Raw genomic sequence first — 20770 nt, 5'->3', positions numbered from 1 at the left:
TTCCTCTCGGATGGTTTCTCGACTGGAGTTGCTCACGAATCGATCATGGTCAAGTGACCTTCACCCGCGGGTCGAGCAATCCGTAGGTGACGTCGACGACGAAGTTGGCGACGATGATCAAGAAGGCGGAGAACAGGGTGACCCCGACCAGCACCTGCAGATCCAGATTGCCGACCGCGTCGATCAACAGGGAACCCAGGCCCTGCATGGAAAAGACCTTCTCGGTGATCACCGCACCACCGAGCAGACCGCCGAGGTCGAGGCCGAAGACGGTGCTGACCGGGATCAGCACGTTGCGCAGCGCGTGTCTGCCGATCACCCGGCGCTCGGTGAGACCCTTCGCCCGCGCCGTGCGGATGTAATCCTCGCCCATCACCTCGAGCATCTGCCCTCGGGTCAGCCTGGTGTAGATCGCGGCATTCAGTAACGCCAGTACGATCCACGGCAGTACCAGATGCCACAGCCAGTCGACCGGACTCTGGCTGAACGGCACGTAGCCGCTGACCGGCACCATGTTGAGGATGAAGCCGAAGATGAAGATGCCCAGCAGCCCGACCAGGTAGGACGGGGCGGAGACGCCGGCGATCGAGATCGTCATCAGGCTGCGGTCGATCAGCGTGCCTCGGCGCAGCGCCGACACCACCCCGGTCGAGACACCGAGCAGCAGCCACAGCACCGCGGCGCCGATGGCGATCGAGAAGGTGACCGGGATCCGGTCGGTGATCAGTTGGGTGACCGGTTCGTTGAGCCGGAAGGAGTAGCCGAAGCAGGGCGCGCTGCAGTGGATCGCTGCCGGCCCGGAGCCGAAGGTTCTGCCGGCCACGATGCCGCCGATGAAGAGGCCGAACTGTTGCCACCACGGTTTGTCGTAGCCCATGAAGGCGCGGGCCGTCTCCAACCGGTCCGGCGTGCACGGCCGGCCGCAGGACAACTGTGCCGGATCGGACGGCAACACGTAGAAGATCAGATAGCTGATCACCGCAATGATCAGCAGCACCAGCAGCATGCCACCGAAGCGGCCGGCCAGGAAGCGCAGGTAGTCCAGCACCCGTCGGGTCGACGCGGCGCGTGCTGCGGCGGCGCCAGTGGTCGTACTCATCGTTCCAACCCCTGGGTCCGCGGGTCCAGGACGTCGCGCAGCCCGTCACCGAAGACGTTGAAGCCGAGGGTGACCAGGAACAGTGCGGCGCCGGGGAACACCAGGAACATCGGATCGACCGAGATCCAGTTGATCGCCTCGCCGATCGAGCGGCCCCAGGCCGGAGTCGGCGGCGGCACGCCGACGCCGAGGAAGGACAATGCGGCCTCGGTGCCGATCTTGCCCGGGATCGAGATGGTGGCGAACACGATGATGGTGGCGACCAGATTGGGCAACAGCTGGACCAGCAGGATGTGGCCCGGGCCGGCACCGGAGGCCTCCGCCGCCACCACGTAGTTGCGTTCCTTCAGGCTGAGCGTCTGGCCACGGACCACTCGGGCGATCGACGGCCAGCCGAAGAAGCCGATCACGATGATGATCAACACCGGTTTGGGGAATGCGGCCGGCACCACCGCACCGAGGGTGATCATGAAGATCAGTCCGGGGAACCCGAACACCACATCGGTGACTCGGCTGATGATCCGGTCGGTCCAGCCGCCGAAGTAGCCGGCCACGATGCCGATCGCGACACCGAGGATCAGCGAGACGATCGTCGCCGCGACACCGACCAGTAGCGAGGTACGGGCGCCGTACACGACGATCGAGAACAGGTCACGTCCGGTCAACGGCTCGACCCCGAACCAGTGCTCGGCACTGATGCCACCACCGAAACCGGCCGGTGCGGTGTCCGCGCCCAGCTTGTCCAGGTGATAGGTGTACGGATCCTGCCCGGCGAGCTTGGCCAACAGCGGAGCGAAGATCGCGGCCAGCACGAAGACGACGATGATGATGCCGCCGACCAGCACCGAGGAGTCGGCCAGCAACCGGCGCACCAACGACCGGCGCGCCGGCTCGGTGTCAACGCCCTGGTTGGCCGACTGATCGTCCAGGCCGACTGTCGTCACGTACGCGGATCCTTCCACAGCTAGGTCACGGCGCGATGACGGTGCGCCGAGGGCCGCGGGAGGTCCCGGTGCCACCGGCGGACAACCACCGCGTACCGGACCACTATTCCCCGAGAACCCCGGAAATACTAAAACCCACCACAGGAGTAGGAGAACCGCATCTTGCTCCCCGAACGCGCCACCGGGGCTGGTGCGGGTCAGGAAACGGCAAGCCGACGCTCGGTGGCGACGGCGTAGCCGAGCAGCGGGACGGCCACCAGCACGGCCATGATCGACAGGCCGCCGAAGCCGACCGCGGCGAAGATCGGACCGGAGATCAGCGCAGCGAGCGCGGCGAAGGCGTTCATCGCGGTGTCCACCAGTCCCTGCGAGGACGGACGGATGTCGGCGGGCACCGATTCCGACAGCAGGATCGACCCGGGGACCGTACCGCAGCACCAGCCGAGCCCCAGCAGGAAGAGACTGATCATGGTCCAGGACTCCGCACCGCCGGAGATGACGGCGGTGATCGTGCTGCCGATGAAGATCAACTGACCGAGCATGATCACCCGGATCGGGCCGATCCGATCGCTGGCCCAGCCGACCAGCGGGGACAGCGCGAACATGCCCAGAACGTGAATGCTGATGGTGATTCCGACGATCATCAGGCTGGCGCCGTGGTGGTGCATCTGGACCGGCGTCATCGTCATCAGGCTGACCATCGACAGATGGGCGCCGATGGTGACGAGCAGCGCGAAGCGGGCGGTCCGGAGTCCCCACAGCACCCGCACCACCTGTCCGACCGAGCGTCGCTCGACCGGTCCCCGATGCCGGTCCTCGTGCTCGGTGGCGGTCAGCAGCGGGTCCGGGCGGAGCAACAGCACCATCATCAGCCCGGCCGCGATCAGCATCACCAGGGCGATCACGAACGCGCCGGCCAAGGGCGGCAACCCGAGCGGCCGCGCCACGACCGCTCCGGGATCGCCGAGGTTCGGCCCGAGAACGGCTCCCAGGGTGCCCGACCAGACCACGATCGACAGCGTTCGGCCGCGCCGAGCGGGCAACGCCAGATCGGCGGCGGCGAACCGCGCCTGCAGGCTGGCAGCAGTGCCGGCGCCGAACAGCAGCATGCCGCCGATCAGCAGTCCGACGCTGTCGGTGACCGCCGCCCCGATCAGTGCCACCGCACCGAAGGCCGCCAGGAACCAGCCGCAGCCGAGCGCCACCCGGCGGCCGCCGCGGGCGGCCAGCATCGCCAGCGGGATCCCCACCAGCGCCGCTCCCAGGGTCATCGAGGTCCTGGCCAGGCCAGCCATCGCCTCGCTGTTGGTGACCTCCTCGGCCAGCAACACCCCGACCGACGGGGAGGCTCCCATACCGAGTGTCCCGAGCACCTGGGCGACGATCAGCAACCGCACCGTACGCCGTTGGGTCGCCACGATCTCGGGAGCCTGTTGCCACGGCAGGAAGGTGCCGCTCGCGGCGGCAGTTCCGGCTGCGCTCTCGGCGGCGGTTTCGGCGGGACCCCGCCCGGCCGGATCGTTCACGATGACGGATCACCTGTTCTGTTCGCGAAGTATCGATGGCGGTCCGGGCAGCGTATCGGCTCACTCCCGCGGCCGATACGCTCGGTGGGTGGCTGCGTTGCGGAACACCCAGGACCCCGACCCCCGACCTGACTCGGTCCGACCCGGGATCATCGATCTCCGGCAGCAACTGGACGGCATCACCGCCGAGCAGTTGCGGGCGCTCGGCAGTGTCAAATGGTCCACCGGCGCCCAGCCCGACGGCACCGATACCATCGGCGCGTTCATCGCCGAGATGGACTTCGGCGCAGCACCGGAGATCACGCAGGCCCTGCACCGTTCGGTCGACGACGCCCTGTTCGGCTACCTGCCGCAACGGCTGTCCGACCAACTCGCCCAGGCGTGTGCGGATTGGCAGCGGGAGTCCTACGGCTGGCGACCACAGCCGGACCGGGTGAAGCTGATCCCGGACGTCCTGAAGGGCCTGGAGCTGGCGATCCTGCACTACTCCCGGCCGGGATCACCGGTGATCATGCCGGTACCGGCCTACATGCCGTTCCTGATCTTGCCCGAGCTGCTCGGTCGGGAAATCATCCGAGTGCCGCTGATCAACGACGAGGACGGCTATCGCCTCGACCCCGACGGGCTGGCCGCGGCCTATGCCGCCGGTGGCGACCTGTTGGTGTTGTGCAACCCGTACAACCCGGTGGGCCGGGTGTTCGACCGCGACGAACTGACCGCGATCAGTGCCGTGGTGGACGCCAACGGTGGCCGGGTCTTCGCCGACGAGATCCATGCCCCGTTGGTGTATCGGGGTCGCAGCCATCTCCCGTACGCGTCGATCTCGGAGGTGACCGCCGGACACACGATCACCGCGACGTCGGCCTCGAAGGCCTGGAACCTGCCCGGCCTGAAGTGTGCTCAGTTGATCATCAGTAACGATGCCGACCGGCAGACCTGGGACAGTCTCGGCCCGTTCGTCAGCCACGGGGTGAGCAATCCGGGAGTGATCGCCAACACCGTCGCCTACACCGAGGGCCGCCCCTGGCTGGACGGCGTGATCGACTATCTGGACGGAAACCGTCGGCTGTTGTCCGAGCTGCTGGACCAGGAGCTGCCGATGATCGGCTACACACCGCCGGAGGGCACCTACATCGGCTGGCTGGACTGCCGCGAACTTGATCTTGGTGGCCGCAGTGCGGCCGCCTTCTTCGCCGAGCACGCCGGCGTCGCGCTCACCGACGGCGCCGACTGCGGTACCCCCGGCTTCGCCAGGATGGTCTTCGCCACGCCCCGTCCGATCCTCACCGACGCCGTACGCCGGATGGGTCGAGCCGTCCGTCAAACAACCTGACCCAACCAAGGGGCCTGAGCATGTCGGGGGACCGAGAACCCGTACGACGCCCTGCGACAAGCTCAGGGAACTTCTCGAGGTCCCTGCTCAGTTCCACTGCAGTCCCCAGTGATACATGGCGATCGCCGCGGCGGCGCCGGCGTTGATCGACCTGGTCGAACCGTACTGACTGATCGCGACCAGTTGGGCACAGCGCTGCACCAACTCCGCGGTCAGACCGGGGCCCTCCGAACCGAAGATCAGACAACTGCGACGCGGTAGCTTGGCGGTCTCCAACGGCACCGAACCGGGCAGGTTGTCCACCCCGATCAACTGGTAGTCCTCGGCGGCCAGGGTCTGGGCGAAGTCGTCCTCCGACGGGTGATGCTGGACCCGCAGGTAGCGATCGGTCACCATCGCACCGCGGCGGTTCCAGCGGCGCCGACCGATGATGTGCACCGCCGACACGTTGAAGGCGTTCGCCGTCCGGACGATCGAACCGATGTTGAAGTCGTGCTCCCAGTTCTGGATCGCGATCCGCAGCGGGCGGCGGGTGGCATCCAGATCTTCGACGATCGCGTCGAGTCGCCAGTAGCGGTAGCGGTCGACGACGTTGCGACGATCCCCCGCCGCCAACAGTTCCGGGTCCAGCCGCGGATCGTCCGGCCAGGGTTGCGGATGCGGCCCGACCCCCGGCTCGTCGTCCGGATGGGCGGCACGCGCCAGATCGTCTTCGCTTAGGAAACCCACGGAATCCGACGGTACCCTCGCTGACGTGCTTCCCTCCATCGATGTCCCACTCCAGCAGGTCACCCTGTTGGCACCGATGTTGCTGCCGTCCTGGCTTGACCCCGAACACCTGATCAACGCATTCGGGCCGTGGGCGTTGTGGGGTGTGGCGTTCATCATCTTCGCCGAGTGCGGACTGTTCGCGATCCTGCCCGGTGATTCGCTGCTGTTCACCGTCGGTATGTTCACCGGCGCCGGAGTGATCCACCATCAGCTCTGGTTCGTGATCGTGATCCTCACCATCTGCGCTGTCCTCGGCAATGCCTGTGGCTACCTGATCGGCTATCTGGTCGGGCCGGCGTTGTTCAAGCCGCGCAAGGGTCTGGTCGGCAAGCTGTTCCATCCCAAGCACGTCGAACGCACCCACGACTTCATGGAGAAGTACGGCAACCGGGCACTGATCCTGGCCCGCTTCGTGCCGATCATCCGCACCTTCGTCACCTTCGCCGCCGGCGTCAGCAGGATGAGCTTCCGCAAGTTCATCATCTACACCGCGATCGGCGGGGTCATCTGGGCACCGGGAGTGACGATCCTCGGCTACTTCCTGGGCAACATCTCCTTCATCCGCGAGCACATCGACCTGGTGCTGGTCGCGGTCGTGGTGGTGTCGCTGATCCCGATGGGCCTGGAGTACCTCAACGCCCGCCGCAAGAACAAGCAGCAGCGGCAACGAGTCGCAGGCTGAGCCAGGCGAATCGCGATCTCATGACCCGTGACGCAGCCATCCACCGCTCAGCCGCCGGCGAGGTCGCTCGCTGAGATCGCGTTCTGCCTGGTACGAGTTGTCCACAGCCGAGTTCCGACTTCCAAGCGTCATCCACAGCCCGAACAGGTAGCGTCTGCCGGCCCCAGATTGTCGGTGTGAGACAAACCGCTCTGCAGCGGTCCGTGGCAACCGTCCTGCGCGACAACGGCGGCTTGATCAGCACCCGATCCCATCCCGAATTGCGCGGCAGCGTTCACTGGCTGGCCCAGACCGGGACTCTCCGGCCGATCCTGCCGGGGGTCTATACCGATGCGCCCGCACCGGTCGCGCCCGAGGTCCGGATCGCTGCAGCGGCGTGCTGGCTGCCGGACGGTGTCTTCACCGGCGCGGCCGCGGCTCGCCTGAGTTTTTGGCCGGACATCCGACTGGGCGAGATCTCGATGGCTCATCCGACCGGGCGTCGCGCCCGAAAGGGCTACCGCGTCGAGCGACGGACGATCCCACCGGAATGGGTGGTTCACCGGGACAAGCTGGCCATCACGATCCCGACCCTGACTGCGATCGACCTGGTCCGCGCCACCGGTGACGCCGAGGTGATCGACGTCGCGTTGCGGACCCGCGCTACCGACCTGCGCCGGCTGCGAGCCGTGTTCGCCGCATTGCCGCACCGCCGCGGAAACGATCTCTGCGGCCAGTTGATCGAGGACTCTCGGGATATCCCGTGGTCTCCTCCGGAGCGGGTCCTGCATCGGCTGCTGCGGGCGGCCGGGATCACCGGTTGGGTGGCCAACCAGCAGGCCAGCATCGGAACCGAGACTTACGCCGCGGACCTCCGGTTCGATCGTCTCAAGCTGGCGATCGAGGTCGACGGCTTCGATCCGCACACCCAGCGAGAGGTCTTCGAGAATGATCGACGGCGCGGCAATGCGTTCGCGCTCGACGGCTGGACCGTCCTGCACTTCACACCCCGGCAGATCTACGACGAGCCAGATCGGGTGTTGGCGCAGATCCGGTCCGCGATCACGATGTTGACCCGGTGATCCCGACAGATCGCGATCTCAGCGGAAGTCCGATCGGTCGGCTGAGCGTGGCTGAGCGACCGCGGTCCCGTTGAGATCGCGATTCGGCGGGAATGTCAGGCGGTGATCTTGACCAGCTCGTTGAGATCGTCGTCGGACGGTTGCCACAGGCCGGCCTCGACGTTGGCCCGGATCTGTTCGACCTTGGTCGCGCCGGCGATCACCGAGCCGACGGTCGGCATCGCTGCCAGACCACCGATCGCGACCTGGAGCAGCGTCACCCCGCGGTCGGCCGCGAACTTCTCCAGCGTTTCGATCTTGTCGAAGTCGGCCGCCGCCAGCCGATCCGGATTGCCGGCCAGCCGGGTGCCTTCCGGGGCTCCCTGACCGCGCTTGTACTTGCCGCTCAGCAGCCCGGAGGCCAGCGGGAAATACGGCAGCAGGCCCTGGCCGGTGTGGTCCAGCGCGGGGACCAACTCGGCCTCGATGCCGCGCTTCAGCCAGGAGTACTCGTTCTGGGCGGAGACGAACGGCTCGTAGCCGCCGGTCTGGGCCGTCCAGTCGGCATCGATCACCTGCCAGCCGGCGAAGTTGGACGAACCGACGTACCGGATCTTGCCCTCGGCGATCAGCTCGCTGAGCGCCGCCAGCGTCTCCTCGATCGGAGTGTTCGGATCCGGCTGGTGCATCTGATACAGATCGATCCAGTCGGTGTTCAACCGACGCAGGCTGTTCTCCACTGCGAGCCGGATGTAGCGCCGCGAACCGCGGACGCCCCAATCCGGCCCGTTGGCTCCGTGCATGTCGGCGCCGAACTTGGTGGCGACGATCACCTGATCCCGCTTGCCCTGCAGCGCCTTGCCCAACAAGGTCTCCGAGCCGCCCCTGTTGCCGTACACATCGGCAGTGTCGAACAGCGTGATGCCGGCGTCGATCGCGGCATCCACGACCGGCGGCACGGCCTCGTCGGGCATCCGGCCGCCGAAGTTGTTGCACCCCAGGCCGACCGTGGAAACGGTGAGACCGGAGTTACCGAGCTGCTGATAGGTCATCTCAGACATCAGGGACTCCTGACGGTAGTTGATCATGGTCGACCAAGATCAACGACGCTGTTGCCCGGTCGTGGCTCATCGTGATCGACACTAGTCCGCGCCCGCTGCGGTCGAGGACTCGGTGCCGGGATGCGGACAGCGCGATCAGGTTCGGCTGATGGACGAATGGCCCGAGGAGTGCGCTGGACAATTGGCTCGTCGCGAGCGCCGCGATGTGCGTGCACGGGCACGTCGCGGGAGCGAAGGCGGGCCGGGGCCCGTCGAGCGAGCGCGGCGCCGCCCGTGTGCGTACAGCGTGGCGCGCAGCAGAGCGAATTGTTCAGCGCCCTCCTTGACCCTGACCCAGGGTGAGGGTCGAAGCTTGTCTCCATGTGGAGCGAACCGACGCTGGTGCAGCGTGCCGAACAGCCCTACGTGGCGATCACGGTCCGGGTGCCGATGGACAAGCTGGGCGAGGTCGTACCGCCGCTGAACGGCGCCGTCTTCGAATGGATCGCCGACAACGGTGGACAGCCGAGCGGCCCACCCTTCTGGAAGTACAACGTGATCGACATGGAACGCGAACTGGAGATCGAGGCCGGCGTCGCGGTCCAGCAGCCGATGCCTGGATCCGGTCGGGTGTCGGCGGGTGTGCTGCCCGGTGGCACGTACGCCAGTCTGCTGCACACCGGACATCCGCAGGAATTGGTCGATGCGACCGGCGCGCTGCTGGACTGGGCCGCCGGTCGCGGCCTGGCCTGGGACGTGGTCGACGACCCGGCCGGCGAACGGTGGGCGGCCCGGTTGGAGCTGTATCGGACTGACCCGAGTGTCCAGCCGGACATGGCCAAGTGGGAGACCGAGCTGGCGTTCCGGGTCAAGGACTCCGACGGCAGCGAGGCCTGATCAGCCCTGCTGCGGAGGCTGCTGCTGGCCCGGACCCTGCTCGAACGGTCCCTGCTGCGAGGGCTGCTGCTGGAACGGGCCGGGTTGCCCCTGCTGCTGACCGGGCTGCTGCTGGAACTGACCGGGCTGCTGCTGGAACTGACCGGGCTGCTGCTGGAACTGACCGGGCTGCTGCTGGAACTGACCCTGCTGGGCCGGCTGCTGCTGGGCCGGTTGTTGTTGCGGCTGGAGGTTCGGAGCCGGATTGGACTGCTGCTGCGGCAGCTGCTGCTGCTGACCCTGTTGCTGACCGGGCTGCGGATCTCCGCGGTAGGCGATCTCACCGAAGTTGACGTCCGGCGCGACCCGGGCCTGCGGATCGGTGACCTCGAAGTAGGTCGCCTTCTGGAATTTGAACATGCCGGCGATCAGGTTGGACGGGACGCTCTCCACCCGGGTGTTGTACTGCCGGACGTTGGCGTTGTAGAAGCGCCGGCCGTTGGCGATCCGGTCCTCGGTCTCGGTCAGCTGCCGTTGCAGTTCCAGGAAGTTCTGGTTGCTCTTCAGGTCCGGGTAGGCCTCGACGTTGACCATCAGGCCGTGGACGGCGCCGGTCAGCTGATCCTCGACCTGGGCCCGCTGCTCGCTCGGTGCACCGCTACCGGCCAGCTGCTGGGCCTGGCTGCGCAGCCGGGTGATGTCGTCCAACGTGTTCCGCTCGTGCGCGGCGTAGGCCCGGACGGTCTCGACCAGGTTCGGCAGCAGCTCGTAGCGCCGGTTGAGCTCGACGTCGACCTGGCGCCAGGACTCCTGGATCTTGTTCCGGTCCCGGACGAAGCCGTTGTACGACCCGATCAGCAGCACGGCGATGATCGCCAGCACGATCAGGACGACGATCAAGATGATGATGGCACTCATCGGATATTGCTCCTCGCAGTCGGGCGTGGGTGTCGAGACTAGTGTCGCCAGGGGCCGATCAACGCCGGGCGATCAGCCGGGTCGATCATCCCAGGCCGAGGTCGGCGGCACTGATCGCGTACCGGTAGTCCAGTCCTTCGGCGGCGATCTTCTCCGCGGCACCGGTGTCCCGGTCGACGATCACCGCGACCCCGACCACCTCGGCCCCGGCCTCGCGGAGGGCCTGCACCGCGGTCAGCACCGATCCGCCGGTCGTACTGGTGTCCTCCACCGCGAGCACCCGGCGACCGGAGACCTCGGTGCCCTCGATCAGCCGCTGCAACCCGTGCGCCTTCTGCGCCTTGCGGACCACGAACGCGTCCAGCCGGTCACCGTCGGCGGCCGCCGCATGCAGCATCGCGGTCGCCACCGGATCCGCCCCCAGCGTCAGCCCGCCGACCGCCTCGAAGTCCAGATCCTTGGTCAACTCCCGCAGCACGCGACCGACCAGCGGTGCCGCGGCCCCGTCCAGGGTCACCCGCCGCATGTCGACGTAGTAGTCGGCCTCCCGACCCGAGGAGAGCGTGACTCGCTCGTGCACCACCGCGAGTTCCTTGATCGCCGAGATCAACCCGGCCCGGTCCTGCTCGATCGCCATACCCGAACCCTAGCGGCCCGATTGCGGTCAACCGCACTCGCACGATCGCGATATATCGAGGTTAGGCACGTTCCAGCAGCGCGGGAACGTGCCTAACCTTGATATATCGCTCTTAGCGATGGCCGGATTTCTGGGTGGTCTTGAGGAGGGTGCCGAAGCCTACGGAGCGGTCCGGGGAGTGGAAGAGGTCCTGGCAGGTGGTCAGGGTGATCAGTCGCTCGGTCGGTTCGGTTCCGGGTTTGCCGGGGACCGGGTCGAGCACCCAGCCTTCGGTGTCGTTGACGGTGAGTTTCCGCGGCGAGGTGTCGATCCGGTAGATGTAGATCGCCGAGCGGGTCTCCACGATCACCCGGTCGCCGGTGGTCAGGTCCAGCAGTTTTGCGAACGGTTCGCCGTGGGTGATCCGGTGGCCGGCCACGGCGAAGTTGCCGATCTGGCCCGGGTCGGCGGTCTTGGTGTAATGCCCGATACCGCGGGCCAGCACCTCGTCGTCGGTGCCTTCCAGCACCGGAACCTCGGTGACGCCGATCGCCGGGATGCTCAGCAGCGCGATCGCGTTGCCTCCGATGGTGGTGGCCGGCGTCCGGTCAACCGCGTCGGAGTCCTCGCCGTCGCTGTCGCCGACCTGCCACTGCTGCTTCAGCCGGTCCCGCTCGGACTGGTAGGACCGGTGGGACGCGGCGTTGGTGCCGAACAGCTGATAGCCGACGTAGCCGAAGCACCCCACTCCGAGGACCAGCAGCAGGACGCCGATCACGGTCAGCACCCGAGCGCCGGCGCTCCTCCGCCGCCCCGTGCCGCGGGGCGCGGGATCGGTCCGTCGAGCGGTGTCGGTCACGCCACCATTCTGCCCGCTGACCGGGCCGGTCGCCGAGGGTCAGCGGACGGCTCGGGACGAGGCCCCGTCGACGGCACACCAGCGACTCACCGCCGGGGTCCACAGGATCAAACAGGCGAAGGCGATGTACACCACGCCGGGGATCATCCAGTTGAGGTCACCGGCAAGCAGCACACCGCAGGCGACGATGGCGGCCACCCCCAGTGCACTGATCGCGATCCGGGGCCACTGCGCCCGCCGCAGCAGGAAGAAGGAGAGCACGACCGCCGCCCCCGGAGCACCGAACAGGACGACGGCCAAGCCCTGCAACATGCGCAGGTGGAAGCGTTCGAGCATGTGGTAAAACGCACCCTCGACGCCGCTGTAGCCGAAGCTGTCCCGCGCGACGTAGACGAAGATCCAGACGAAGCCGAGCAACGCCATCCAGCACAGCGATCCGGTCACGATCAAAACCAACGACAGCGTGATCATCGCCGGACGTTGTTCGACCGGACGTTGTTCGACCGGAGCGGGCCGCTGCTGGGCCGCCGGATCCGGGTACGGCGACGGTCCGGTCTGCTGCTGCCCCATCGGCGGTTGCCCACTCGGATAGAGCCCTCCGACCGGGTAGCTCTGCTCGGCGTACGGCTGGTCGGAGGAGCCCTGCTCCGGCGCGTACGGCGGCGCACTCGGGTAACCGCCCCGACCGTTGACCGGCGCTCCGGGCGCGGCGAAGTCGGGGTGTTGTGGCACCCCGGACCGGTCGCGGTCGGGCGGGCCACTGGTCTGGTCGCTCACCCGTCCAGGCTAGACGAGGCTGCTACCGAACGCCGCCGGCCGACAGCGTCGCGCACACCGGCTGCTCTCAGCAAGCAACGACCACGATCAGTCGCTGATGAGTTGATCGAGCCGGTGTCCGGCCAGGTCGAGCACCAACTCGCACATCATCGCGTTCGCCCAGGAGAACCACGGCCGGCTGAACTGGGTCGGGTCGTCGACGTCGAACGACTCGTGCATCTGCCCGGTACCGCCGGTGGTGTCGACCAGCAGCCGGAGCAGCCGGAGCTTCTCGGCCCGATCGGTCGCCGTCAGTCCCTGCACGGCCAGGGCGATCGGCCAGACGTAGCCGGGCCGGGTGTGCGGGCTACCGATCCCCGCCGCCGCACGACCGGAGAAGTAGAACGGGTTGATCTCGCTCAAGATCATCGAACGGGTCGCGAGGTAGGTGGGATCGTCGACCGGGCGGTAGCCGGACAGCGGCAGCGACAGCAGGCTCGGCATGTTGGCGTCGTCCATCAGCAGGTGATGTCCCAGGCCGTCGGTCTCGTAGCAGTAGACCCGACCGAAGTCCGGGTGATCGACGGCGCCGTACTGCTCGATGCCGTCCGTGATCGAGGCCTGCAGCGTTGCCGCCCGATCGGCGATCGCCGCATCCGACAGGATCTCCTTGGCGATGATCGCCAGGTAGCCCAAGGTCACCGCGGCGAACATGTTGCCCGGCACGTTGTAGTTGTAGGTGCAGGCATCGTCGCTGGGCCGGAAGCCGCTCCAGCTCATCCCGGTGCGGCCGACCGGCTCACCGCGTCCGTCGCGGGACAGGGTCTCGGTCGGCAACGGGGAATCACGCTCGAAGAAGTACGCCGACTGCTCATGATCGAGTTCGCGTTCCCACAGATCCAGGATCGTGGTCGCGACCTCGGCGAACCGATCGTCGAGATGATCATGACGACCGGTGATCCGCCACAACGCGTAGCCGAGCTCCAGCGGGAAGCAGAGCGAATCGATCTCGTACTTGCGCTCCCACACCTGCGGCGGCGCGTCGGAACGGTCACCGGCATGCGGGCTGGGCTCGGTGCCACGCTTGAAGGAGTTGGCGTACGGGTCGATCGCGATGAACTCCAACTGCCGCCGGAAGACACCGACCAGGGTCTCGGCCAGCGCCTCGTCACGGCCGCACAGGATCAGGTACGGGCGGACCTGAGCAGCCGAGTCCCGCAGCCACATCGCCGGGATGTCGCCGGTCAGCAGATAGGTGGTGCCGTCCGGCGCCAACTCGGCAACCGCCGGCAGGTTGTCCTTCATGATCGCGGTGAACGTCTCGCTGATCTGCCGATCATCGATAGCCGTCGCCACCTGTGCGGTGACCTCGTTCAGCAGGTCGGGGTCGATCCGGGCAGACGGGTGCGCCTTCATGATCATTTCTCGCTCTCGTCTCAGCTGGCCAGCAGAACGGCCGGGTTGGTGGAGAAGGTGTGGTCCAGGACCAGGGTCGCCGCACCGACGGCACCGACATCGTCGCCGGTCAGGGTGCCGGAAACCTCCAACGGGTGGGTGGATTGCGGCTGGTGCCGTCGTTGCAGGACCGCGACCCGTTCCTCGGTGAAGAAGGGCGCGAAGGTGTTCCAGTGTGGCCCGCCGAACACGACCCGATCAAGATCAAGAAGGAGCGCGATGTCTTCGGCGGCCTTGAGCACACCGCGGACCATACCGTCCATCACCTTCTCCGCGGCGCTGTTCCCTGCCGCCGCCCGGTCGGCGAGCTCGACCAGAGCGGTCTCGACCGCCCGCCGATCGTCCAGATCGACCGCGCGATCGAGACCACCGGTGGCCACGGCCTGATGCACCATCCGCCGCGGTTGACTGCCTTCTCCCAGGCAGCCGCGATAGCCGCACGGGCAGGGCAGCCCGTCGTTGTCGACGATGATGTTGCCGATCTGCCCCGAGTTGTGGGTGCGACCGCGGAAGACCTCGCCGCCGAGCACCAACCCGGCGCCCACTCCGGTGCCGAGATAGAAGAACAGGAAGTCGTCTCCGGCGCCGTGCCACTTCTCCGCTGTCGCGGCGGCCGTGACGTCCTTGTCCAGCAGTACCGGGAGTCCGGTGGCTTCACCGATCGCGTGCCGGATCGGTACCGACTGCCAGCCGGCGAGGTTGGGTGGATCGATGACCACGCCCCGATCGATGTCGATCGGTCCGGGCGCGGCGATCCCGACCCCGACGATCTTGCTCCGGCTGATCTCGGCCTTCTTGATCAACTTCTCGATCTGGGCAGCCGCGCCCGCGGTCAGCTTCGTCGGATCCGGATCGCCCGGGGTGATCTGCCGGACATGCGCCAGGGTCTCCCCGACCAGGTTCAGGATCACGTAGGTGATCACTGCCGGGTCGAGGTGCACACCGATCGCGTACTGGCCGTCGGGGTTCAGGTTGAGCATCGTCCGCGGCTTACCGCGCGCGATCGGTGCCCGGCGGCCCTCGGTGATCAGATCACCGGCGATCAATTGCCGGACGATGTTGGTCACCGCCTGCGCCGACAACCCCGTCGCCGCCGCGAGCTCGACCCGGCTGATCCCGTCCGCGCTGCGCCGCACCGCGTCCAGGATGACGGTCTGGTTGAAGTCGGCGATCAGGCCCTGCCGGGCGGCTCGCCGAGCCGGCACCGCGGCGGTCACTCGCACCTGCCCGACCGCTGCCCTGTCGTTCGCCGCCTGCCCACGTTCACTCTCATCGAAACCTTCCGTCGTGATGTCACACGGTCCGCACCGCCGACCGGGCGGACGCACACCACTGATTACTCAAGCGAGTTTATTAATGGCAGGGGCCATCAGCAAAGTCATTGTGGGCATGTCTCGCCCCTCGAGTGGGAGATTGAGCAAAACCGATGCCCCGTTGACTAGGCCAAACGTTTCGGCTGGCTGGTTCCCGGGGCGACCCGGCCGGATACGCCGGGTCGATCAGCGGAAATGCGTGTCCGGCGGGGCCGGTGAGGACTCGCTGTCGGCGTCGGTGAACGGGGCCGCGCCGGCGATCAGTTGATCCAGCCGGTCGCCGGTCACCACCCGGTAGGGGAACGCGGAGCGGGCCGATCGTCGAGCGAGTTCGTCGATGGGTAGCGGCCGATCCGCGGCCAGCAGCACGATGTTGCCGAACCGGCGGCCCTTCAGCGTCGAGCTCTCCGCGCTCAGGCAGAGTCGGCCGAAGGTCTTCTGCGCGGCGGCGGCCACCCGACGTGCGTACTGCAGGCCCTTGTCGGTGATGTTGATCATCAGCACGCCGTTGTCCACCACCCGCTGCACGTCGGCGAAGAACTCGGCGGTGGTCAGCTCGGGCGGCACCTGCGATCCGGCGAACGCGTCCACGATCACCGCATCGGCGTAGTCGTCGCGGAGCGCCTCGATCCCCTCCCGGCCGGCCACGCCGCGGACCTTGATCCCGCTGCGTTTGGGCAGCGGCACGTGCTCGCGGACGAACTCGGTCAGCTCGGTATCCGGCTCCAGCACGATCTGGGCCGAGTGCGGACGAGTATGGGCGACGTACCGCGGCAACGTCATCAACGCGCCACCGACGTGCACCACCCGGATCCGGTCTCCGGCCGGTGCGATCAGGTCGATGATCTCGGCGAGTCGTTGGACGTAGTCGAACTCCAGCCGGGTGGGGTCGGTGAGATCGACGTAGGACTGATCGGTCCGGCCCATCCGCAACGTGAACGATTCGGGATAGCCGGCATCGGGGATCAGGAACACGCCACCGGCACCACGCCGCAAGATCAACTCGTCCACTGCACACCCCTTTCTCGCCCAGACCCTACCGATCCTGCGACACCGGAAGGCCGGCAGATCGGGCTTCCACTCTGCCCCGATGGGCAGACCGGTAGGGTCCAGGGTCATGGCGCGACCGCTCGTTCTCATCGTCGGGCGTTGGTCCGAACGGATCAACGGCAGCTCTCGCGGGGTGTACGTCCCGCAGAAGATGCTGGATGCGGTGGCGCGCGCCGGTGGCGAGCCGATGATGGCCTGGCCGGACGACAGCGATCGCGCCGAACGATTGGTCGACCTGGCCGACGCTGTCATCCTGCCGGGCGGCAATGATCTTGATCTTCGTCCGTTCGGCGTCCCGGAGGTGCATCCGCGGGAGAAGCATTCGCCGCCGGCCCAGGACGCTGCCGACGTCACGATCAGTCGTGCGGCGCTGGGCCGGGAGCGGCCGATGCTGGCGATCTGTCGCGGCATGCAGGTGCTCAACGTCGTCATGGGCGGCACCATCCACGCCCACTTCGAGGAGACCACCGTCAAACACGACGGCGTCCCGCACGAGGTGGATGTGCGGTCCGGCACGCTCACCGAGTCGATGCTCGGCGGCACCAGGATCAGCGGTTGGAGCAGCCATCATCAGGCCTGCGATCGGTTGGCCGACGGGCTGCGGTTGAGCGCGACCGCTGACGACGGCATCGTCGAGGGGTTCGAGTCCGACGACGGTCGGATCCTCGGCCTGCAATGGCATCCGGAGGTCGACGCCGCCGACGACCCGATCCAGCAGGCCCCCTTCGACTGGCTGGTGCGGCAGGGCCGCTGACCGATGGGCCGGGCGCCCAGAGCTACGAGCACTCCGGGTCGGTGTCTGCGTCCGCCAGCGTGTCACCCAGATAGAGCCGGTACTCGATCCGCTGCCAATCGTCGACCTGCATCCGCCACCCCGTTCGATGATCACCGATCGGTCGTGAGCGCCGCAGCCATTCCAACCGATCACTGATCGCGCCGCTGCCCGGATCACGCCGGGTGTAGTGCACGATCTCGCAGTTGCCGATCCGTTGGCCGTCGTCATCGGTGAGCCGGACGAATTCGTCGTCGTCCAGCCGCTCCAGCACCAGCCGGGTGGCCCAGATGAACTCGCCGTGGGTCACCGCCAGGACCCGTCTGCCGGCCAGCTCGCGGTGCAGGGTGTCGAGAAAGTTGCGGACCCGGTTCTCCGCGACCTGGGCGATCGACTCGCCGCCGGGCGGCACCCAGTAGAGCGGATCGGTCCGCTGCCGCCGAGCGTTCAGTGCATACTCCGGCCGGTCGGTGAATTCCTTCCGTGGGATCGAGCCCACGTCACCCCAGTCCCGTTCCCGCAGGCTGCGGTTGAGATACCAGCGCGGCCGCCGGTCCTCACCCTGTCGATCGTCGGCAGGCCGGCTCAGGGCCAACCACGTCGCGGTCTGCGTGGTCCGGGTGAACGGTGAGGCGTAGTAGCGGTCGAAGCCGTCGAACACCGTCCGGATCCAGGCACCGGCACAGCGGGCCTGCTCCCGACCGTCGGCGGTCAGCTGCCACCGCCGACCCGGCGTGGTGACGAACCGCTCGGTGTAACCGGATTCGTCACCCTGCCGGGCCTGTTCCCGTACGACATTGCCCTCGGCCTCACCGTGCCGGACCAACACCAGATCGTTCGGCATCGCCATGCCTCAGGACACTAGCCCCGGGCGGCCGGACGCACGAAGGGCCCTGAGCTTGTCGAAGGGTTCCCATTCCCGGTCCTTCGACAAGCTCAGGACCTCTGATCCGGTCAGGCGGTGACCGGCTGGTCGCTTCCCACGATCACCAGACCGTCCTTGCCGTCGTCGACGTCGAAGGTGACGGTGTCACCCTCACCGAGTCGCCCGGCGAGCACATCGCGCGCAAGTTGATCTTCGACCGTGGTCTGGATCAACCGGCGCAACGGGCGAGCGCCGTAGACCGGATCGAAGCCGGTCAGGGCGAGCCAGTCCCGGGCCGCATCGGTCACCTCGACGGCGATCCGACGATCGGCCAGGCGGGCGTTCAGCCGGGTGATGTTGATGTCGACGATCTTGGACAGTTCCTCGGTGCCCAGCGCGTCGAACAACACGACCTCGTCCAGCCGGTTCAGGAACTCCGGCTTGAACGAGGCACGGACCACGTTCATCACCGCGTCCCGCTTGGCCTGAGCCTCCATGGTCTGGTCGGCCAGGAACTGCGACCCCAGGTTGGAGGTCAGGATCAAGATCACGTTGCGGAAGTCGACGGTCCGGCCCTGTCCGTCGGTCAGCCGACCGTCGTCCAGCACCTGCAACAGGATGTCGAAGATCTCCGGGTGCGCCTTCTCCACCTCGTCCAGCAACACCACCGCGTACGGCCGGCGCCGGACGGCTTCGGTCAGCTGACCGCCTTCCTCATAGCCGACGTAGCCCGGAGGAGCACCGACCAGCCGCGCCACCGAATGCTTCTCGGCGTACTCGCTCATGTCGATCCTGATCATGGCGTGCTCGTCGTCGAAGAGGAACTCGGCCAGCGACTTGGCCAGCTCCGTCTTGCCGACGCCGGTCGGACCGAGGAACAGGAACGATCCGGTCGGCCGGTTCGGGTCGGAGATCCCGGCTCGGGACCGCCGGACGGCATCGGACACCGCGCGAACGGCCGGCCGTTGGCCGATCAGCCGCTCACCGAGCCGGTCCTCCATCGACAACAGCTTCTCCGACTCGCCCTGCAGCAGCCGGCCGACCGGGATCCCGGTCCAGTTCGACACCACCTCGGCGACGTCGTTCGGACCGACCTCCTCGGAGACCATCGGGCCCGTGCCGGACTCCTCGGCCTCCTTCTCTTCCTCGTCGGCCTTCTCCAATTGCTGTTGCAGTGCAGGGATCTCGCCGTAGAGCAGCTCGCTGGCTCGACCAAGATCGCCTTCGCGCTGAGCTCGTTCGGCCTCACCGCGCAATTCGTCGATCTTCTCCTTCAGATCGCCGACCTGGTTCAGCCCCTCCTTCTCGGCCTGCCAGCGGGTTTCCAACCCACGCAGCGATTCCTCGGCGTCGGCCAGATCCTCGCGCAGTCTGGACAGCCGCTCGGCGCTGCCCGGATCGGTCTCCTTCTGCAGCGCGAACTCCTGCATCCGCATCCGCTCCACCTGACGCCGCAGCTGATCGATCTCCTCCGGCGAGGAGTCGATCTCCATCCGCAGCCGGGAGGCGGCCTCGTCGATCAGGTCGATGGCCTTGTCCGGCAGTTGCCGGGAGGTGATGTAGCGGTTGGACAGACTGGCCGCGGCCACCAGGGCGCCGTCGGTGATCGCCACCTTGTGATGCGCCTCGTAGCGCTCGCGCAGACCACGCAGGATCGCGATCGTGTCCTCGACGCTCGGCTCACCGACGAAGACCTGCTGGAAGCGTCGTTCCAACGCCGGATCCTTCTCGATCCGCTCCCGGTATTCATCCAGCGTGGTCGCGCCGATCATCCGCAGCTCACCGCGGGCCAACATCGGCTTCAGCATGTTGCCGGCATCCATCGCGCCCTCACCGGTGGCACCGGCACCGACGACCGTGTGCAGCTCGTCGATGAAGGTGATCACCTGGCCCTCGGCGTCCTTGATCTCGGTCAGCACGGCCTTCAGCCGCTCCTCGAACTCGCCGCGATACTTCGCGCCCGCGACCATCGAGGCAAGATCGAGAGAGATCAGCCGACGGCCCTTCAGCGAGTCCGGCACGTCACCGGCGACCAGCCGCTGGGCGAGACCTTCGACGACGGCGGTCTTGCCGACGCCCGGCTCACCGATCAGCACCGGGTTGTTCTTCGTCCGGCGGGCAAGCACCTGCACCACTCGGCGGATCTCGGTGTCCCGGCCGATCACCGGGTCCAGCTTGCCGTCCCGGGCCTGCTCGGTCAGGTCGACGCCGTACTGCTCCAGCGCCGAGGACGTGCCCTCGGCCTCTGCGGTGGTGACCCGCTTGGAGCCACGCGACGCATTGAACGCAGCCGTGATCTTCTCCGCATCGACGTCGGCACCGCTGAGAATCCGCTTGGCCGCGGAATCGACGGCGGACAATGCGATCAGCAGATGCTCGGTCGCCACGAAGGAGTCACCGAGCTGTTCGGCGCGCGCCTCACCGTCGGCCAGCACCCGCGCCAGCGAACCGGACAGGCCGGGCTGGGTCACCGAGCTACCCTTCGCCGACGGGAGCTTCGCGATCGCTTCCTGTGCTCCGGCGTTGATCGCGGCGGGATCGGCACCGACGGCAGACAGCAGTGGGCCGACCGTGTTCTCCGGCGTCGACAGCAACGCCGTCAGCAGATGCTCCGGCTCGGCATTGGGGTTGCCGGCGAGCAATGCGCTGCGCAATGCGGCCGAGACGGCGTCCCGGCTCTTCGTGGTGAGTTTCTCCGCTTCCACCCAGCACTCCTTCATTCAGGTCCAACAAACATTGAGTCTACTCCACTCAACCTTGCCTGAGGAGAGTGTATTCCAAGTTGAGTCCACTCGACTCAACTTCCGGGTAGGGTCCGGCTCCTCCCCGATCCGGCGGAGGTTCCCACTGGTCGA

At 67.2% G+C, this 20770-nt stretch carries 19 protein-coding genes; 5 read left to right on the top strand and 14 right to left on the bottom strand.

Going from position 1 to position 20770, the window contains the following annotated elements:
* Positions 1 to 49: 49 nt before the first annotated feature.
* From BLU38_RS16345 to BLU38_RS16335, 3 genes are all read right to left on the bottom strand, one after another.
* Positions 50 to 1099, bottom strand: coding sequence for an ABC transporter permease (locus BLU38_RS16345; RefSeq protein ID WP_172836164.1), 1050 nt, complete (start codon positions 1097 to 1099; stop codon positions 50 to 52).
* The gene (locus tag BLU38_RS16340) at positions 1096 to 2043 is read right to left on the bottom strand and encodes an ABC transporter permease (RefSeq protein ID WP_231919875.1); all 948 of its coding nucleotides are present in this window, start codon (positions 2041 to 2043) and stop codon (positions 1096 to 1098) included. The genes BLU38_RS16345 and BLU38_RS16340 overlap by 4 nt, the downstream gene beginning before the upstream one ends.
* 197 nt (positions 2044 to 2240) lie before the next feature.
* Entirely contained in the window at positions 2241 to 3569 is a 1329-nt protein-coding gene (locus BLU38_RS16335; RefSeq protein WP_091526493.1) for an MFS transporter, read from the bottom strand.
* Positions 3570 to 3657: 88 nt separating this feature from the next.
* On the opposite strand from BLU38_RS16335, the gene BLU38_RS16330 reads away from it, so the two are divergent.
* The gene (locus BLU38_RS16330) at positions 3658 to 4902 is read left to right on the top strand and encodes a MalY/PatB family protein (protein WP_197679743.1); all 1245 of its coding nucleotides are present in this window, start codon (positions 3658 to 3660) and stop codon (positions 4900 to 4902) included.
* A gap of 87 nt (positions 4903 to 4989) precedes the next feature.
* Here BLU38_RS16330 and BLU38_RS16325 read toward each other — a convergent pair whose 3' ends face one another.
* Entirely contained in the window at positions 4990 to 5631 is a 642-nt protein-coding gene (locus BLU38_RS16325) for a TrmH family RNA methyltransferase (RefSeq protein WP_407939596.1), read from the bottom strand.
* Between the two features lie 76 nt (positions 5632 to 5707).
* Between BLU38_RS16325 and BLU38_RS16320 the strand changes: the two genes are divergently transcribed.
* Positions 5708 to 6355 (top strand): DedA family protein, encoded by a 648-nt coding sequence (locus BLU38_RS16320; protein WP_091532578.1) that lies wholly within the window; start codon positions 5708 to 5710, stop codon positions 6353 to 6355.
* 176 nt (positions 6356 to 6531) lie between these two features.
* Positions 6532 to 7416 (top strand): endonuclease domain-containing protein, encoded by an 885-nt coding sequence (locus tag BLU38_RS16315; protein WP_157683509.1) that lies wholly within the window; start codon positions 6532 to 6534, stop codon positions 7414 to 7416.
* 95 nt (positions 7417 to 7511) lie between these two features.
* Here BLU38_RS16315 and BLU38_RS16310 read toward each other — a convergent pair whose 3' ends face one another.
* Entirely contained in the window at positions 7512 to 8456 is a 945-nt protein-coding gene (locus tag BLU38_RS16310) for an aldo/keto reductase (protein ID WP_197679742.1), read from the bottom strand.
* 360 nt (positions 8457 to 8816) lie between these two features.
* Here BLU38_RS16310 and BLU38_RS16305 point away from each other — a divergent pair, with 360 nt between their 5' ends.
* Positions 8817 to 9332, top strand: a complete 516-nt coding sequence (locus tag BLU38_RS16305) for a GyrI-like domain-containing protein (RefSeq protein ID WP_091526487.1) — start codon at positions 8817 to 8819, stop codon at positions 9330 to 9332.
* Here BLU38_RS16305 and BLU38_RS16300 read toward each other — a convergent pair whose 3' ends face one another.
* The 7 genes from BLU38_RS16300 to BLU38_RS16270 form a co-directional block, all read right to left on the bottom strand.
* Positions 9333 to 10229, bottom strand: coding sequence for a LemA family protein (locus tag BLU38_RS16300; protein ID WP_091526484.1), 897 nt, complete (start codon positions 10227 to 10229; stop codon positions 9333 to 9335).
* 85 nt (positions 10230 to 10314) lie between these two features.
* Positions 10315 to 10866, bottom strand: coding sequence for an orotate phosphoribosyltransferase (pyrE, locus tag BLU38_RS16295; RefSeq protein ID WP_091526482.1), 552 nt, complete (start codon positions 10864 to 10866; stop codon positions 10315 to 10317).
* Positions 10867 to 10978: 112 nt separating this feature from the next.
* Positions 10979 to 11704, bottom strand: coding sequence for a class E sortase (locus BLU38_RS16290; RefSeq protein WP_091526481.1), 726 nt, complete (start codon positions 11702 to 11704; stop codon positions 10979 to 10981).
* Positions 11705 to 11743: 39 nt separating this feature from the next.
* Complete coding sequence (locus BLU38_RS16285) at positions 11744 to 12481, bottom strand: hypothetical protein (protein WP_091526480.1); 738 nt, start codon at positions 12479 to 12481, stop codon at positions 11744 to 11746.
* Positions 12482 to 12568: 87 nt separating this feature from the next.
* A complete protein-coding gene (locus BLU38_RS16280; protein ID WP_091532575.1) occupies positions 12569 to 13876 on the bottom strand; it encodes a glycoside hydrolase family 125 protein in 1308 nt (435 codons plus the stop codon).
* Positions 13877 to 13896: 20 nt separating this feature from the next.
* Positions 13897 to 15138, bottom strand: a complete 1242-nt coding sequence (locus tag BLU38_RS16275; RefSeq protein ID WP_157683508.1) for an ROK family transcriptional regulator — start codon at positions 15136 to 15138, stop codon at positions 13897 to 13899.
* Positions 15139 to 15414: 276 nt separating this feature from the next.
* The gene (locus tag BLU38_RS16270; RefSeq protein WP_091532574.1) at positions 15415 to 16155 is read right to left on the bottom strand and encodes a spermidine synthase; all 741 of its coding nucleotides are present in this window, start codon (positions 16153 to 16155) and stop codon (positions 15415 to 15417) included.
* 190 nt (positions 16156 to 16345) lie between these two features.
* Between BLU38_RS16270 and BLU38_RS16265 the strand changes: the two genes are divergently transcribed.
* Positions 16346 to 17032, top strand: a complete 687-nt coding sequence (locus tag BLU38_RS16265; RefSeq protein WP_157683507.1) for a gamma-glutamyl-gamma-aminobutyrate hydrolase family protein — start codon at positions 16346 to 16348, stop codon at positions 17030 to 17032.
* A gap of 22 nt (positions 17033 to 17054) precedes the next feature.
* Here the strand turns inward: BLU38_RS16265 and BLU38_RS16260 are convergent, their stop codons facing one another.
* Together BLU38_RS16260 and clpB are read right to left on the bottom strand one after the other, a co-directional pair.
* Entirely contained in the window at positions 17055 to 17900 is an 846-nt protein-coding gene (locus tag BLU38_RS16260) for a histidine phosphatase family protein (RefSeq protein ID WP_091526474.1), read from the bottom strand.
* Positions 17901 to 18004: 104 nt separating this feature from the next.
* Positions 18005 to 20635, bottom strand: a complete 2631-nt coding sequence (gene clpB / locus BLU38_RS16255; protein WP_091526472.1) for an ATP-dependent chaperone ClpB — start codon at positions 20633 to 20635, stop codon at positions 18005 to 18007.
* Positions 20636 to 20770: the final 135 nt, after the last annotated feature.

It is taken from the genome of Microlunatus soli, assembly GCF_900105385.1.
GTDB classification, from domain to species: domain Bacteria; phylum Actinomycetota; class Actinomycetes; order Propionibacteriales; family Propionibacteriaceae; genus Microlunatus; species Microlunatus soli.
Note: the sequence above shows the minus strand (reverse complement) of the source record. Positions and strands in the feature narration are given on the sequence as shown.